This is a genomic window from Serratia grimesii NBRC 13537 (genome assembly GCF_001590905.1).
Classification (GTDB): domain Bacteria; phylum Pseudomonadota; class Gammaproteobacteria; order Enterobacterales; family Enterobacteriaceae; genus Serratia; species Serratia grimesii.
Window position 1 is genome coordinate 110,809 of sequence record NZ_BCTT01000012.1, and the last position, 15,966, is coordinate 126,774.

The window sequence follows — 15,966 nt, forward strand, 5'->3', positions numbered from 1 at the left end:
CTGTTTAAATTATTCAATTAAACCAGAATCAACAGAGCCAATACGACCACTGCACCCACACCCATAGACGCTATATACCAACGCACCTGACCGTTCTCACTCACTGTCAGACCTCGGTTCCCCCAGCGGGAGAAGATGGCCGGCAGGTTCATCATCGAGTTCAGAGGATCACGTTGCAGCAACTTCGCAATACCCAGGTACGGCTTGACGAACACTTTGTCGTACAGCCAGTCGAAGCCCCAGGCATGGAACCACCAGGTCGAGAAGAAACGCCCTGGCGCGCTCTTGGCGATACGTGTAACCAGGCTACGTTTGCCCAACCACAGTGCCGCCGCCAGCAGAATGCCGACAATAGCCACTACGCCGGAGGTAATCTCCAGTTGCAGCACGCTACCGTGTGCCAACTCGGTGGTATCTGGCAGTACACCCTGCAATGGCGGAACAATCATCGCGCCAACGAAGGTGGACAGCACCAGCAGAACCAACAGTGGCAGGTGGTGAGTGATGCCTTTACCGGCATGCGCTTTGATTTTCTCTTCGCCATGGAACACGATGAAAATCATACGGAAGGTATACAGTGAGGTCATGAACGCACCGACCAAACCAGCAATCATCAGGTTGATGTGACCGTTAGCCATTGCACCGGCCAAGATCTCATCCTTACTGAAGAAGCCAGCGGTGATCAGCGGCAGTGCCGACAGCGCAGCGCCACCCACCAGGAAGCAGACGTACACCAGCGGAATGCTCTTGCGCAGGCCACCCATCTTGAAGATGTTCTGCTCGTGATGACAGGCCAGGATAACCGAACCGGAGGACAGGAACAGCAACGCCTTGAAGAACGCATGGGTCATCAGGTGGAAGATAGCCGCATCCCACGCCTGTACGCCCAACGCCAGGAACATGTAACCAATCTGGCTCATGGTGGAGTAGGCAAGCACGCGCTTGATATCGGTTTGCACCAGCGCGGCAAAGCCCGCCAGTACCAAAGTTACTGCCCCGATAATCCCCACCAAATGCAGTACTTCCGGTGCCATCAGGAACAGGCCGTGAGTACGTGCAATCAGGTAAACGCCCGCGGTCACCATGGTTGCAGCGTGGATCAATGCTGAAACTGGTGTTGGACCCGCCATCGCGTCCGCCAACCAGGTCTGCAACGGCAGCTGCGCCGATTTACCGACCGCGCCGCCCAGCAACATCAGGGTAGCCCAGGTGATCGCCGTATCGCCGATCGCCAGTTTTTGCGGTGCCAGGATCATCAGTTCACGGATGTTCAGCGTGCCCAACTCGTTGTAGAGAATGAACAGCGCAAATGCCAGGAACACGTCACCGACGCGAGTCACGATAAAGGCTTTCATCGCTGCCGCACCGTTGGCCGGATCTTTATAGTAGAAACCGATCAACAGGTAGCTGCACAGGCCCACGCCTTCCCAACCCAGGTACAGCAGCAACAGGTTGTCTGCCAAGACCAATACCACCATGCTGGCGATAAACAGGTTGGTGTAAGCGAAGAAGCGTGAGTAGCCCTCTTCACCGCGCATGTACCAGGACGCGAACATGTGGATGAAGAAGCCCACACCGGTAACCACTGACAGCATGGTCAACGACAGGCCGTCCAACGTCAGCGTCACACCGATATTGAAGTTACCGACGGTCATCCAGTTCCACAGGCTTTGTTCAAACAGCTGCACGCCAGTGGCTTTCTGGGCGAAGAAATCCATCGCCACATACACCGTGACCAGTGCCGCCAGGCCAATAGAGCCTACGCCGACGGTTGCCGAGGTGTTCTCAGACCAACGACCGCGGGAAAATGCCAACAGCAGGAACCCGATCAGCGGTAGCAGAATAGTTAAATATAATAGGTTCATCCGCGCATCTCACTGACAGTATCAATATTCAGGGTATGACGACGACGGTAGAGCTGTAGCAGCAACGCCAGACCGATACTGGCCTCGGCTGCCGCCAGGCTGATCGCCAGGATATACATCACCTGCCCGTCTGGTTGGCCCCAGTAACTACCCGCGACGATAAACGCCAATGCCGCAGCATTGATCATCACTTCCAGACTGATCAGCATAAACAGCAGGTTGCGACGAACCAGTAACCCGGTCAGACCCAGGACGAACAGAATCGCCGCCAGAATCAGGCCATGTTGAAGAGGGATCATGCTTGCTCCTCCGATTTTCTTCTCGCCATTTCGCTACTGGCCGGGGCGTTGCTCAACACCTCACCCGGTTTGTGCTCACGACCAATGTGGAAGGCAACAACCAGACCAGCCAACAGCAGCATTGAAGCCAGCTCGACCGCCAGAACGTAAGGGCCAAACAGGCTGATCCCTACCGCTTTAGCGTCAACCATATCACCGCTGATGCCCTGATCGGACACGCTGCGGATAGCGACAATCAGTACCGCTAATAGCGCCAGCGACAACAGACCCGGGCCAATCCACACCGACGGCTTCAGCCAATCACGCTCTTGCTGCTGCACCGCGTTGCCGAGGTTCAGCATCATCACCACGAACACGAACAACACCATGATGGCGCCTGCGTAAACGATGATTTCCAGTGCCGCGGCGAAGTACGCGCCGAGTGAGAAAAAGACTGCAGAGATCGCCAATAACGAGACGATCAGATACAGCAACGCATGCACAGGGTTGGTATGCGAGATCACGCGAATTGTCGCGACCACCGCAATCAAACCTGCCAGATAAAAGGCAATTTCCATGCTTGCTGGCTCCTTAAGGCAACAGACCTTTGACGTCGATCGGTTTGGCTTCGTTTTCGGCTTCGCCCTTGGCTTTGCCGTCAATCGCCATACCGGCCATCCGGTAGAAGTTATATTCCGGATATTTACCCGGCCCCGAGATCAACAGATCTTCTTTTTCGTACACCAGATCCTGGCGCTTGAACTCACCCATTTCGAAATCCGGCGTCAGCTGGATCGCGGTAGTCGGGCAAGCCTCTTCGCACAGGCCGCAGAAAATGCAGCGCGAGAAGTTGATGCGGAAGAACTCCGGGTACCAGCGGCCGTCTTTCTGTTCTGCTTTTTGCAGCGAGATACAGCCCACCGGGCAAGCAACCGCACACAGGTTACAAGCCACACAGCGTTCTTCACCGTCAGGATCGCGCGTCAGCACAATACGACCACGGTAACGCGGCGGCAGGTAAACCGGTTCTTCCGGATACATCTGGGTTTCGCGCTTGGCGAAGGCATGCAAGCCTATCATCCAAATGCTGCGCACCTGGGTGCCGAAACCAACCAATAACTCTTTCAATGTCATGGTTTATTCACCCCTTATTGAGCGTTGTACAAAATGACTGCGGCAGTCGCCAGCAGGTTCAGCAGCGTCAGCGGCAGACACACTTTCCAGCCGAAGGCCATCACCTGGTCATAGCGCGGACGTGGCAGAGCAGCACGAATCAGAATAAACATCATCATGAAGAAAGCCGTTTTCAGCGCGAACCAGATGAATGGCGGCAGGAATGGACCCTGCCAGCCACCGAAGAACAACGTCACAATCAGGGCAGAAACGGTGACGATACCGATGTACTCACCCACAAAGAACAGACCGAATTTCATACCGGAATATTCAATGTGGTAACCGTCAGCCAGTTCCTGCTCGGCTTCTGGTTGGTCAAACGGATGGCGGTGGCACACCGCAACACCGGCAATCGCAAAGGTAACAAAACCAAAGAATTGCGGGATAACGTTCCACAGATGCGCCTGAGATTCAACGATGGTTTGCATGTTGAAGGAGTCTGCCTGCGCCACCACGCCCATCAGCGACAGGCCGATGAACACTTCATAGCTCAGGGTTTGCGCGGAAGCACGCATCGCCCCCAACAGCGAGTATTTGTTGTTGCTCGACCAGCCGGCGAACAGCACGGCGTATACCGCCAGGCCAGCCATCATCAGGAAGAACAAAATACCGATATTGAGGTCGGACACTGCCCAGGTCGGACTGACCGGAACAATGGCAAATGCCAGCAACAGGGAAGTAAAGGCGATCATCGGCGCCAGGGTAAAGATCACCCGGTCGGAGAATTTCGGTACCCAGTCTTCCTTGAAGAACATTTTGATCATGTCGGCGACCAGCTGCAGCGAGCCACCCCAGCCGACACGGTTTGGTCCATAACGGTTCTGGAACAAACCGAGCAAACGGCGTTCGCCGAAGCTCATGAATGCCCCACAGCTCACTACGACCAGCAGGATCACTACCGCTTTAAGAATGGCAATCAGAATGTCGATCACCTCAGGGGTAAACCAGCTCATCGTGTCGCCTCCCGCAGATTTTCAACCGTCGCACCCACCAATACTGGCGGGATCCCAGGCAAACCAAGCGGTAAACCCACCTGTCCCTGGGTCAGGGTTTCACTCAGGCGTACTGGCAGACGCAGCGTCTGGCCTGCACAGCTGAATTCCACCAGCGCACCGGCATTAACGCCAAGCGCAGCAGCATCCGCCGGGTTCACCATGACATAAGCATCCGGCATACGTTGCTGGATCACACCAGAACGCTGTGACATTTCATCACTGCCGAATAAATGGTAATACGGCGCAACACGCCAGCCTTGCTCATGACCAAAGGCGGCAGGCACGTTGGTAAAGTAATCCAGCTTGCCCTCCCCTGCTTCAATCAGACGCACACCCGGATCGCCATGACGCAACTTGCCACCCACTTCGGCCTGGAACTTGTTCCATGCTTGCGGTGAGTTCCAACCTGGTGCCCATGCGAATGGGATCTGCTGACGGTCGGCCAGCGGACTGTTGTTGCCTTCCATGGAGAAGGCGAACATGGTGTCTTTATCCTGTGGCTGACGCGGTTCATGTACGCTGATATTAGCGCGCATGGCCGTACGGCCGCTGGAGCGAATCGGAGAACGCGCCAGTTTCTGACCACGAATACGGAAGCTCGCGTCTGGTGCTGCGTCGACGATGCCCTGCAGTAGCGGCAATGCATTGACACAGGCGGCGATCACGTCGTCGAGCTGCGTCCAATCCACGTGGCGACTGGTGTAGGTAGAATGCAGCGAGTGCATCCAGCGCCAGCTTTCCAGCATCACGGTAAACTGATTCTTTTTAGCATCGTCGTAGTAGGCAGGATCGTAGACCTGGAAGAAGCGCTGTGCGCGGCCTTCCTGGTTGACCAACGTACCGTCACTCTCGGCAAAACTTGCCGCAGACAGGATCAGGTTAGCCTTTTCCATCACGGCAGTGCGTTGATGGTCCGCTACAATCAGGTTGCTGACCTTGGCCAGCGCCGCGTCCACTTTCCCCGCAGGCGCATGCCGGTAGAGATCGTTTTCCATGACGATAGCAGTATCGGCGTCGCCGTTTTCCAACTGCGTCAAAGCCTGATCAAGTGAACCGCCGCCGATCATCGACAAACCGAGGCTATTTGCAGCACTGGCTACGAAGGTGATACCCACGTCAGAACCGCGATCCTTCAGCGCTTTGGCGATGTTAGCCGCCGCTTCGATGATGGCTTCGCTACCGGCGTTGCTGCCGGTGATGATCAACGGTTTACGCGCATCAGTCAGCGCCTGCACGATGATGTCGACTTTCTTGTCCAGGCCGCCAGCCAAGTCGCTGACCGCCGGTGCCGCATTGTCCAGCGCATGGGCAATAGCGAAACCTAAACGCGCCTGCTCATCCACCGGTGCACGGTAGTTCCATGCCGCGATGTCGTCCAAACGCGTGTCATCCACGTTGGTCACAAACAGCGGATATTTCGCGTGTTGACCAATGTTTTGGATCGCCGCGATCTGCCAGTCGGCAACACGCTGGGCTGCCGCCATAGCACGAGCCTTGCCTTTCACCGCCTGACGTACCGACAGGGCTATACGCGCACCGGTTTGGGTGAGATCTTCACCTAACACCAATACCGCATCGTAGCCTTCGATTTCACGCAGTGCAGGCGTGTAAACGCCGCTGTTTTGCAGCACGTTCAGCATCAGGTTCAAACGACCCTGCTCTGCCTGCGAAATCCCGGTGTAGAAGTTCTCGGCACCGACCAGTTCGCGCAGTGCAAAGTTACTTTCCAGGCTGGCGCGCGGAGAGCCGATACCGATGGTTTTCTTCGCCTGACGCAGAATATCCGCCGCGCCTTGCATTGCCTGCTCGGCATTCAGGGTGATCCAGTCGTCACCACGCAGTTGCTGTGGCTGACGCGGACGATCTTTCTGGTTCACGTAGCCATAACCGAAGCGGCCGCGGTCACACAGGAAGTAATGGTTCACGCTGCCGTTATAACGGTTTTCGATACGACGCAGTTCGCCATAACGCTCACCCGGGCTGGTGTTACAGCCGATGCTGCACTGCTGGCAGATGCTTGGCGCAAACTGCATGTCCCATTTACGGTTGTAGCGTTCGGAATGCGTTTTGTCGGTGAACACACCGGTCGGGCACACTTCTACCAGGTTACCGGAGAACTCGCTTTCCAGCGTACCGCTCTCGACACGACCAAAGTAGACATTGTCGTGTGCGCCGTACACACCGAAGTCAGTGCCGTCCGCATAATCCTTGTAATAGCGCACACAACGGTAACAGGCGATACAGCGGTTCATCTCGTGCGAGATAAACGGCCCTAACTCCTGGTTGTTATGGGTACGCTTACTGAAACGGTATTTACGGAAGCTGTGGCCGGTCATTACTGTCATATCCTGCAAATGACAGTTACCGCCTTCTTCACATACCGGACAGTCGTGTGGGTGGTTGGTCATCAACCACTCAACCACGCTTTCACGGAACTGTTTGGCTTCGCCATCGTCGATGGAAATAAAGGTCCCATCGGATGCCGGTGTCATACAAGACATCACCAAACGGCCACGCGTATCTTCCGCGTTTTGGTATTGCTTTACCGCACATTGGCGGCAAGCGCCGACGCTTCCCAGCGCCGGATGCCAGCAAAAGTAAGGAATATCGAGGCCGAGGGAGAGACAAGCCTGCAGCAGGTTGTCAGCACCATCTACGTCGTATTCTTTGCCGTCTACATGAATCGTAGCCATAGTCAGCATGCTTCCAAGTGGCCTGCCTCGCGGCAGGCGTTAATCAAAAATTCTGTATCCCTGCGTATTTCACCCTACAGCGTTGTTGGCTGCGTGTGCTCACCCCAGTGACTTACCGCGGTAAGCTCCAGGGGATTTCCCCACTTGCCGCCTGGCTGTCCGGCGAAATACTTTGGGCTAAAAGCGGGCTTACCAGCGTTGCTTCAGCAGATTATTGGCCTGAATACCACCAATCGCATGCGCGTTGCTGAAGTGCTTCACTTTGATGCCCGCTTCGAACTCTTCACGGAAATATTTAATTGCGCTTTGCAGTGGCTCTACGGCACCTGGCGCATGTGCGCAGAAGGTTTTTCCTGGGCCAAGGGAACGGCACAGCTGCTCGAGGGTTTCGATATCCCCCGGTTGCCCTTCACCATTTTCCAATGCACGCAGGATCTTCACACTCCACGGTAAGCCGTCACGGCATGGCGTACACCAGCCACAGGACTCACGTGCGAAGAACTCTTCAAGGTTACGCACCAACGGAACCATACCGATTTCGTGGTCCACCGCCATCGCCAACGCGGTGCCGAGACGGCTGCCGGCTTTACCGATGTTCTCGAAGTCCATCGGCAGATCAAGGTGATCAGCAGTCAGGAAGTCTGTACCTGCACCGCCTGGCTGCCAGGCTTTAAAACGCAATCCGTCACGCATACCACCGGCGTAATCTTCCAGAATTTCACGCGCGGTGGTGCCAAACGGCAGCTCCCAAACGCCTGGGTTTTTCACCCGGCCGGAGAAGCCCATCAGTTTGGTACCCGCGTCGTTACTCTTACCGGCGGAAATTCCCTTGTACCAGTCAATACCGTTCGCCAGGATCGCCGGAACGTTACACAGGGTTTCCACGTTATTCACGCAAGTCGGTTTGCCCCAAACACCGGAAGACGCCGGGAATGGTGGCTTGGAGCGTGGGTTGGCTCGGCGGCCTTCCAGCGAGTTGATCAATGCGGTTTCTTCGCCGCAGATGTAACGACCAGCGCCAGTATGAACAATCAGCTCGAAGTCAAAGCCGCTGCCCATGATGTTCTTGCCCAAATAACCGGCTTCGGTGGCTTCGGCAATCGCACGGCGCAAATGCACCGCAGCTTCAATGTACTCACCGCGCAGGAAGATATAGCCACGGTAAGCCTTCAGCGCGAATGCAGAGATCAGCATGCCTTCCACCAACAGGTGCGGCAGTTGTTCCATCAGCAAACGGTCTTTATAGGTGCCCGGCTCCATTTCATCGGCGTTACACAGCAGGTAACGGATGTTCATGGATTCGTCTTTCGGCATCAGGCTCCACTTCAGGCCGGTAGAGAAACCTGCGCCGCCACGACCTTTCAACCCGGCGTCTTTTACCAGGGTGACGATCTCATCCGGGGCCAGGCCCTTAATGGCTTTTTCAGCGCCGGCGTAACCATTTTTGCTGCGGTATTCATCCAGCCACACAGGCTGTTTGTCGTCGCGCAGTCGCCAGGTCAGCGGGTGCATTTCGGGAGTGCGTACAATGTCTTTAATCATTGATACTGCTCCAGTAACGTCTCGATATCTTCAGGCTTCAGCTGACTGTGAGTGTCCTCATCAATCATCATGGTTGGCCCTTTATCGCAGTTGCCCAGGCAGCAGGTTGGCAGCAGAGTGAAGCGCCCATCAAAGGTAGTTTGACCGGGTTTGATGCTTAGCTTCTTCTCAATGGCGGCCTGAATGCCCTGATAACCGGTGATGTGACAAACAACGCTGTCACAATAACGGATCACGTGACGTCCTACTGGCTGACGGAAAATCTGGCTGTAGAACGTGGCCACGCCTTCTACGTCGCTGGCAGGAATGCCCAGCACTTCCGCGATGGCATAAATCGCACCGTCCGGAACCCAACCACGCTGCTTCTGCACAATTTTCAGTGCTTCAATGGAGGCGGCGCGTGGATCCTCGTAATGGTGCTTTTCGTGCTCGATCGCATCACGTTCTTCCGCGCTCAGCTCAAATGCATCAACGCCGCTCTGAGGAGCGGCCGCATTGATGGGTTCAAGCGCTTCGTTATTCGCGTGATTGTCTTTTTGATCATGCATAGTTAGCGGTCCACATCTGACATTACAAAATCGATACTACCCAGATAGACGATCAGGTCGGAGACCAGGCTGCCACGGATTACCGCTGGGATTTGCTGCAAATGCGCAAAGCTTGGCGTACGTACCCGGGTGCGGTAGCTCATGGTGCTGCCGTCGCTGGTCAGGTAGTAGCTGTTGATCCCTTTAGTGGCTTCAATCATCTGGAATGATTCGTTGGCTGGCATCACCGGGCCCCAGGAAACCTGCAGGAAGTGGGTGATCAGCGTTTCAATGTGCTGCAACGTGCGCTCTTTCGGCGGCGGTGTGGTCAGCGGGTGATCGGCCTTGAACGGGCCTTCCGGCATGTTGTTCAGGCACTGTTCGAGGATGCGCAGACTCTGACGCAGCTCTTCCACTTTTAACATCACACGGGTATAGCAGTCGCTGTTGCCGTCGCCCACCGGAATTTCAAAATCGAAATTCTCGTAGCCAGAATATGGACGCCATTTACGCACGTCGAACTCGATACCGGTAGCGCGCAGACCCGCGCCAGTGACGCCCCACTCCAAGGCTTCTTTAGCATTGTAGGATGCAACACCGACAGAACGGCCTTTTAGGATGCTGTTCTTCAGTGCAGCCTTGACGTAAGAATCCAGACGTTTTGGCATCCACTCAAGGAACTCGCGCAGCAGACGATCCCAGCCGCGTGGCAGGTCGTGTGCAACACCGCCAATACGGAACCAGGCCGGGTGCATACGGAAACCGGTAATCGCTTCAACCAAATCGTAGATTTTCTGACGGTCGGTAAAGGCGAAGAACACCGGGGTCATTGCGCCGACGTCCTGAATAAAGGTACTGATGTACAGCAAGTGACTGTTGATGCGGAACAGTTCTGACAGCATCACGCGAATGGTGTCTACGCGATCCGGCACTTTGATACCGGCCAGTTTCTCAACCGCCAGCACATAAGGCATTTCGTTCACACAACCGCCGAGATACTCGATACGGTCGGTGTACGGAATGTAGCTGTGCCAGGACTGACGTTCGCCCATTTTCTCGGCGCCACGGTGGTGGTAACCAATATCTGGAACGCAATCGACGATCTCTTCGCCATCCAACTGCAGAATGATACGGAATGCACCGTGCGCAGACGGGTGGTTCGGACCGAGGTTAAGGAACATGAAGTCCTCGTTCTCGGTGCCGCGCTTCATGCCCCAATCTTCTGGCTTGAAGGTCAGCGCTTCCATTTCCAAATCTTCTTTCTGTTTGGTCAACACAAAAGGATCGAATTCGGTGGCGCGGGCCGGGTAGTCTTTACGCAGCGGGTGGCCTTCCCAGGTTTGCGGCATCATGATGCGCGTCAGGTGTGGGTGGCCGTCGAAGGTAATACCGAACATTTCCCAGGTTTCACGCTCATACCAGTTGGCATTCGGGAAGACCTTGGTTGCTGTGGGCACGTGCAAGTCTTTTTCAGACAGTGCCACTTTCAGCATGATATCGCGGTTACGTTCGATAGAAATCAGATGATAGAAAACAGAGAAATCCGCAGCAGGCAGGCCATCGCGGTGGGTTCGCAGACGCTCGTCCACGCCATGCAAATCGAACAGCATAACGTAAGGCTTCGGCTGTTTTCTTAAAAACGTCATTACTTCCAGTAGCTGGTCAGGTTTGACCCATACCACGGGCATTCCGGTACGGGAGGGCTGAACAGTAAAGGCTTCCGGCCCAAAACGGTTGCGCAGTTCGCCAATAACCGGATCGTCAAGGTGATCCCGGGTTTGCCAAGAAGGCAAGGCGTCGTGCGTCGTTAAATCTGTCATAATTTTTTTTCACCACACTAAAGGGTTATTTCGCCGCAAGTTCACTTTTCGCTGTGTTAACCAATAGCGCACTAAGATGGACGTTAAATGAACGTCTTAAATCTCGTCAGGCGTCCGAAGGTTGGTCACCGCGATACGCTCGCCGTGTTTACGCTCTCTTTCAGACTGCATATTGGCGCGATAAACGCCCTGATCGCCGACAACCCAAGACAGAGGGCGGCGTTCTTTGCCAATAGATTCCTGTAGCAGCATCAGCGCTTGCATGTACGCTTCTGGACGCGGTGGGCAGCCAGGAATATACACGTCGACCGGAAGGAACTTGTCCACGCCCTGTACAACGGAATAGATGTCGTACATGCCGCCGGAGTTGGCGCAGGCGCCCATGGAGATCACCCATTTTGGCTCCAGCATCTGTTCATACAGGCGCTGAATGACCGGGGCCATCTTGGTGAAGCAAGTGCCGGCAACGACCATCAGGTCAGCCTGACGCGGTGAAGCACGCAATACTTCAGCACCAAAACGGGCCACATCGTGAACGGCGGTAAACGACGTCACCATCTCCACATAACAGCACGAAAGGCCGAAGTTATATGGCCAAATAGAGTTTTTACGCCCCCAGTTCACCATGTCATGCAATGCATGTTCGAGTTTACCCATGTAAACCGTGCGGTGAACCTGTTGGTCCAGAGGATCTGCGACGATCTCCTGTTTTTGCAGGGGGTAACGGTCGTTCTCACCGTTCGGGTCTATGCGGGTGAGCGTATAGTCCATCTTAATGCCTCGTTTTTAACCGACTACTGCGGATGACTGTTGGTGTTAGTGATCGTGCCTGGTTTACTCAGACGTTTGGAACGCGACGGTGTCCAGTCCAATGCGCCAATACGCACCAGATAAAACAGACCGGCCAATAGCACCAAAATGAAAATGGCGGCTTCGATAAAGCCAACCCAACCGCTCTCACGAATGGAGACCGACCAGGCGTACAGGTACAAGGCTTCAACATCGAAAATAACGAAGAACATGGCGACCAGGTAGAACTTGGCAGACAGACGCATACGCGCCGTGCCGACTGAGTCGATGCCTGATTCAAATGGGGTGTGTTTGGCGCGCGCGCGGGCTCTCCCGCCCAAGAAGAACGCACCCAGCAGCATTAAGCCGCAAAGCCCGATAGCCACGACAAGAAATACGGCGAACGCCCAGTGATGAGCGATAACTTCAGTGGTTGTTGACATACTCTATGCTTACTCATCAAAAGTGGCGTCGATCGCTCTGCTCTTGTATCTGGCAGTTAGTGCACCACATCGATTTAAGGGAAGGATAAATTAACCACACAAACAAACTGCTTTTACAGCGAGTTAGGCAGCGTTTTACTGTGGGCTTTTTACTCCTTTCTATAACCTTTTGTCAACTTTGACAAAAGTATCTACACACTAGTTTACATACATATCATTTAATTAACATTTCATGCGCCTGGCTTAGGCTAAATCGTGTCAGTTAATTGCTGTGTAGAAACAGATAGATATAAACCAACATGCACATTTCAGTTTTACTATACCATTGTCTCAGGAATCTCCTGTTCTTCCACTCACTACCTAGGGGTATTTTTTTGATCCAGGACACGTTTCCAGCATAAATCCTCAAAAAAAGTGTGGCCCTTTAATAAATTTTGTCAATTTCGGCGGTCAAACACGGCCGTGACAAACTACCAAAATAACCATATTGATTCCAGGCCTTTAGCTCCGCAATTATTCGTTCAAAAAATCATCGAAAGTCTTTTTTTTCGACTGATAACAGTTCTCACCTGCAAAATAAAACAACAGAAATAACCTTTTCAGGCTTTAAATCAGGTTAATCGCTTATAAAGATAACTTTCCGTGATTTTAGGCCAAAAAAAACCTCCACCGAGGTGGAGGTTTTTCATCCGGATTAACGCGTTTTGGCGTTATTCCTCATCATCAACCAGACAAGCATCATCTTGCAGCGAAGCACCTGGCCCACTGAAGCTGTAGTTGCTATTGCCGTTCTGCATTGCGCTGAAAATTGCCATTGCCAGCTCGTTTGCGCACTTTGGATCCTTGCACAAGGCATATTGGGTATCCGGCAACGGTGGCAAGCCTTCTACCGCGCCTAATACCCGCAAGTCCGGGCTCATCATTTCGATTGGCCGAACAGTGATCCCCAGCCCTGCCTTGCACGCAGCACGAACGGCAGAGAGTGTTGACGCAACATAGGCGATTCGCCATGGAATCCCGGCATCATCCAGGTGTTTGATCGCCATTGCGCGGAACGGACTCGGTTCGTCCATCACCACCAACGGGATCGGTTCTCCAGCCTGAAAATAGTAATCCGCCGAGCAATACCACAGGGTTGGCGAAGTCCGCAACACAATGTGCGGGCGGTCTTCGGTAGCCATTGTGGTAATCGCCAGATCGACTTCACCGTTTTCCAGCATGTCGGTCATAAACGAACTAGGTTTCACCCGAACATCAATTGCCAGCTTTGGATACACTGACGTGACGCGGTTGAGGAGGAAAGGCAAAATGGTATCGGCGGTATCGTCAGAAGCACCGATAGTCAGAACACCCTTTATATTGTTGTACATCAGCGAAGTACAGGCTTCGTCGTTGAAGCGCAGGATTTTCCTGGCGTAGCCGAGAAGCTGTATACCGTGTTCGGTCAGTAATTTATTGCGCCCATGACGGGCAAACAACTCTTTGCCAACCAGTTGCTCTAACCGCTGCATTTGTTGACTGACGGCTGATTGGGTACGACAAACGGCAACTGCCGCCGCCGCAAAAGTATTCAAATCAGCAACAGCAACAAAGGTTCTAAGCAGATCGAGGTCGAGATTGAGTATCGGACGATTTGCAGTTGTCATAGTGTTTTCTTCACTTTTTGAATTCTAATTTACAAACTACCTTGGTGTATTTCTAAGACATCGTTTAAAAGGGACGATGCCAGACATGACAGTACCCCACTCATTAGTGGAGGGCAAAAAAATTACTTTTATTTCGTTACCTCTATCGCCTTTTAAAATGTGATCTATCGCAGATGCTTATAGAACGCCGTACTTTATTAGTGGTTAAAGTGTTTAATTTTAACCTGCATAAATATTTTACTCATTCACCGCGCCTGATTTCCACTCCAATTGTGCTGCACAACTTCCGCACCCTGACTGGCCTCAGCGTCAATCGACACGATAAAACATAAATTTTTTTTCCTGTATCTTTCGGTTCGTTTTGTAACGAATTTAATAAATTCAACTAGTAACATTTATTCCATGAATAACTCCGGAATAACCACTTAAATGTGGCTTAAGATACAAACTGTAATATTGCTAATGTAATTTGGCCTTATCATTTAGTGTGGATCGCCGATTAGCAACTCGCCATCAGACTACTCTGGCATTATCATTTCTTTACATTTTATCTGTTTTAATCCTCGGTCCAGCTTAACAGTCGTGGACGTTTTATCGCTGCGGTCTTGATGCTTCTGGGCAATTATGCCTGCACGCGCTCACCATAACAGAGTAAAAAACCAGAAAACAATTAAAATCCGGAGTTAAAACCCATTAAATTACTTTAGCGTTGTTTATACCCCCTGAAATTGCCCCCCTCCCCCTTCGTTTGCACCAAAGGCGTGCATAACCCTTCAAAAGCGCTATCGCCAGGAGTACATTGTGCAGGTTGCGGTGTTCCACGGTAGGAACGCCCCCATCCCAGCAAAAGGCTCAACTTTTTATGTCCCCCATTGAGAAATCCAACAAACTGGACAACGTCTGCTATGACATTCGCGGCCCGGTGCTCAAAGAAGCTAAACGTCTTGAAGAAGAAGGCAATAAAGTCCTGAAACTGAACATCGGCAACCCAGCCCCGTTTGGTTTTGACGCCCCTGATGAAATCCTGGTCGACGTGATTCGCAATTTGCCCACGGCGCAAGGCTACTCTGATTCCAAAGGGCTCTTCTCGGCACGTAAAGCGATCATGCAGCACTACCAGGCGCGTAACATACGTGACATGACCGTTGAGGATATCTACATCGGCAATGGGGTTTCTGAACTGATCGTGCAATCCATGCAGGCGTTGCTGAACAGCGGTGACGAAATGCTGGTGCCGGCACCGGATTATCCGTTATGGACCGCCGCTGTCTCGCTGTCTGGCGGCAAGGCTGTGCATTATCTGTGTGATGAAGAAGCCGGTTGGTTCCCAGATCTGGATGACATCATCAGCAAAATTACCCCCCGCACTCGCGGTATTGTGATCATCAACCCGAATAACCCGACCGGCGCGGTATACAGCAAAGAACTGTTGGAACAGATTGTTGAGATCGCCCGTGAACACAACCTGATCATCTTCGCCGACGAGATTTACGACAAAATCCTGTATGACGAAGCCGAACACCATTCTATCGCCGCACTGGCACCGGATTTGCTGACGGTGACTTTCAACGGGCTGTCTAAAACCTACCGCGTAGCCGGTTTCCGCCAGGGTTGGATGGTACTGAACGGGCCGAAGAAACACGCCAAGGGTTACATTGAAGGCCTGGAAATGCTGGCGTCAATGCGCCTGTGTGCCAACGTGCCGATGCAGCATGCGATCCAAACGGCTTTGGGCGGCTATCAGAGCATCAGCGAATTCATTCAACCCGGTGGCCGTCTGTATGAACAGCGCAACCGCACCTGGGAACTGTTGAACGAGATCCCTGGCGTTTCCTGCGTGAAGCCTCAGGGTGCACTGTACATGTTCCCTCGTATCGACGCTAAACGATTCAATATCCACGACGACCAGAAATTGGTACTGGACCTGCTGTTACAGGAAAAAGTGCTGCTGGTACAGGGGAGCGCCTTCAACTGGCCATATCCGGATCACGTGCGCATCGTGACCTTACCACGTGTGGACGAGCTGGAAATGGCAGTAGGCAAACTGGGACGCTTCCTCGAAAGCTACCGTCAGTAAATGAGTAGACCCCGCTCAGGTAACCTCCTGACAGTTACTGAGCGGGAACGCTATCCCCGGTATCCTAAAATATTGTGTAACCGGGGTAGCCGCAGGCAGCCTAAAAATAGGCTGCTCG

General features: G+C 53.2%; 13 protein-coding genes. 1 reads left to right on the forward strand and 12 read right to left on the reverse strand.

Annotated features, from left to right (window positions below; translation table 11 throughout):
- Positions 1-17: 17 nt before the first annotated feature.
- From nuoL to lrhA, 12 genes are all read right to left on the reverse strand, one after another.
- On the reverse strand, positions 18-1,865 hold the full coding sequence (gene nuoL / locus SGR01S_RS16420) for an NADH-quinone oxidoreductase subunit L (RefSeq protein WP_037420978.1): 1,848 nt from the start codon (positions 1,863-1,865) through the stop codon (positions 18-20).
- Positions 1,862-2,164, reverse strand: a complete 303-nt coding sequence (gene nuoK / locus SGR01S_RS16425) for an NADH-quinone oxidoreductase subunit NuoK (protein WP_012146014.1) — start codon at positions 2,162-2,164, stop codon at positions 1,862-1,864. The genes nuoL and nuoK overlap by 4 nt, the downstream gene beginning before the upstream one ends.
- Positions 2,161-2,721: an NADH-quinone oxidoreductase subunit J gene (gene nuoJ, locus SGR01S_RS16430; RefSeq protein ID WP_037420982.1), complete on the reverse strand. Its 561-nt coding sequence runs from the start codon at positions 2,719-2,721 to the stop codon at positions 2,161-2,163. Before nuoJ ends, nuoK begins: the two co-directional genes overlap by 4 nt.
- Before the next feature lie 13 nt (positions 2,722-2,734).
- On the reverse strand, positions 2,735-3,277 hold the full coding sequence (nuoI, locus tag SGR01S_RS16435; protein ID WP_004947256.1) for an NADH-quinone oxidoreductase subunit NuoI: 543 nt from the start codon (positions 3,275-3,277) through the stop codon (positions 2,735-2,737).
- A 14-nt stretch (positions 3,278-3,291) separates the two neighbouring features.
- Positions 3,292-4,269, reverse strand: coding sequence for an NADH-quinone oxidoreductase subunit NuoH (nuoH, locus tag SGR01S_RS16440; protein ID WP_037420984.1), 978 nt, complete (start codon positions 4,267-4,269; stop codon positions 3,292-3,294).
- The gene (gene nuoG / locus SGR01S_RS16445) at positions 4,266-7,004 is read right to left on the reverse strand and encodes an NADH-quinone oxidoreductase subunit NuoG (RefSeq protein ID WP_061808082.1); all 2,739 of its coding nucleotides are present in this window, start codon (positions 7,002-7,004) and stop codon (positions 4,266-4,268) included. Before nuoG ends, nuoH begins: the two co-directional genes overlap by 4 nt.
- Positions 7,005-7,193: 189 nt before the next feature.
- Positions 7,194-8,546: an NADH-quinone oxidoreductase subunit NuoF gene (nuoF, locus tag SGR01S_RS16450; protein WP_037420986.1), complete on the reverse strand. Its 1,353-nt coding sequence runs from the start codon at positions 8,544-8,546 to the stop codon at positions 7,194-7,196.
- A complete protein-coding gene (gene nuoE, locus SGR01S_RS16455) occupies positions 8,543-9,094 on the reverse strand; it encodes an NADH-quinone oxidoreductase subunit NuoE (protein WP_104410952.1) in 552 nt (183 codons plus the stop codon). Before nuoE ends, nuoF begins: the two co-directional genes overlap by 4 nt.
- 2 nt (positions 9,095-9,096) lie before the next feature.
- On the reverse strand, positions 9,097-10,893 hold the full coding sequence (nuoC, locus tag SGR01S_RS16460; RefSeq protein WP_037420988.1) for an NADH-quinone oxidoreductase subunit C/D: 1,797 nt from the start codon (positions 10,891-10,893) through the stop codon (positions 9,097-9,099).
- A 96-nt stretch (positions 10,894-10,989) separates the two neighbouring features.
- Complete coding sequence (locus SGR01S_RS16465) at positions 10,990-11,664, reverse strand: NuoB/complex I 20 kDa subunit family protein (RefSeq protein ID WP_004947278.1); 675 nt, start codon at positions 11,662-11,664, stop codon at positions 10,990-10,992.
- Positions 11,665-11,687: 23 nt separating this feature from the next.
- A complete protein-coding gene (locus SGR01S_RS16470; RefSeq protein ID WP_037420994.1) occupies positions 11,688-12,125 on the reverse strand; it encodes an NADH-quinone oxidoreductase subunit A in 438 nt (145 codons plus the stop codon).
- 710 nt (positions 12,126-12,835) lie between these two features.
- On the reverse strand, positions 12,836-13,771 hold the full coding sequence (gene lrhA, locus SGR01S_RS16475; protein WP_037420997.1) for a transcriptional regulator LrhA: 936 nt from the start codon (positions 13,769-13,771) through the stop codon (positions 12,836-12,838).
- An 862-nt stretch (positions 13,772-14,633) separates the two neighbouring features.
- Between lrhA and SGR01S_RS16480 the strand changes: the two genes are divergently transcribed.
- Complete coding sequence (locus SGR01S_RS16480; RefSeq protein WP_061808024.1) at positions 14,634-15,848, forward strand: pyridoxal phosphate-dependent aminotransferase; 1,215 nt, start codon at positions 14,634-14,636, stop codon at positions 15,846-15,848.
- Positions 15,849-15,966: the final 118 nt, after the last annotated feature.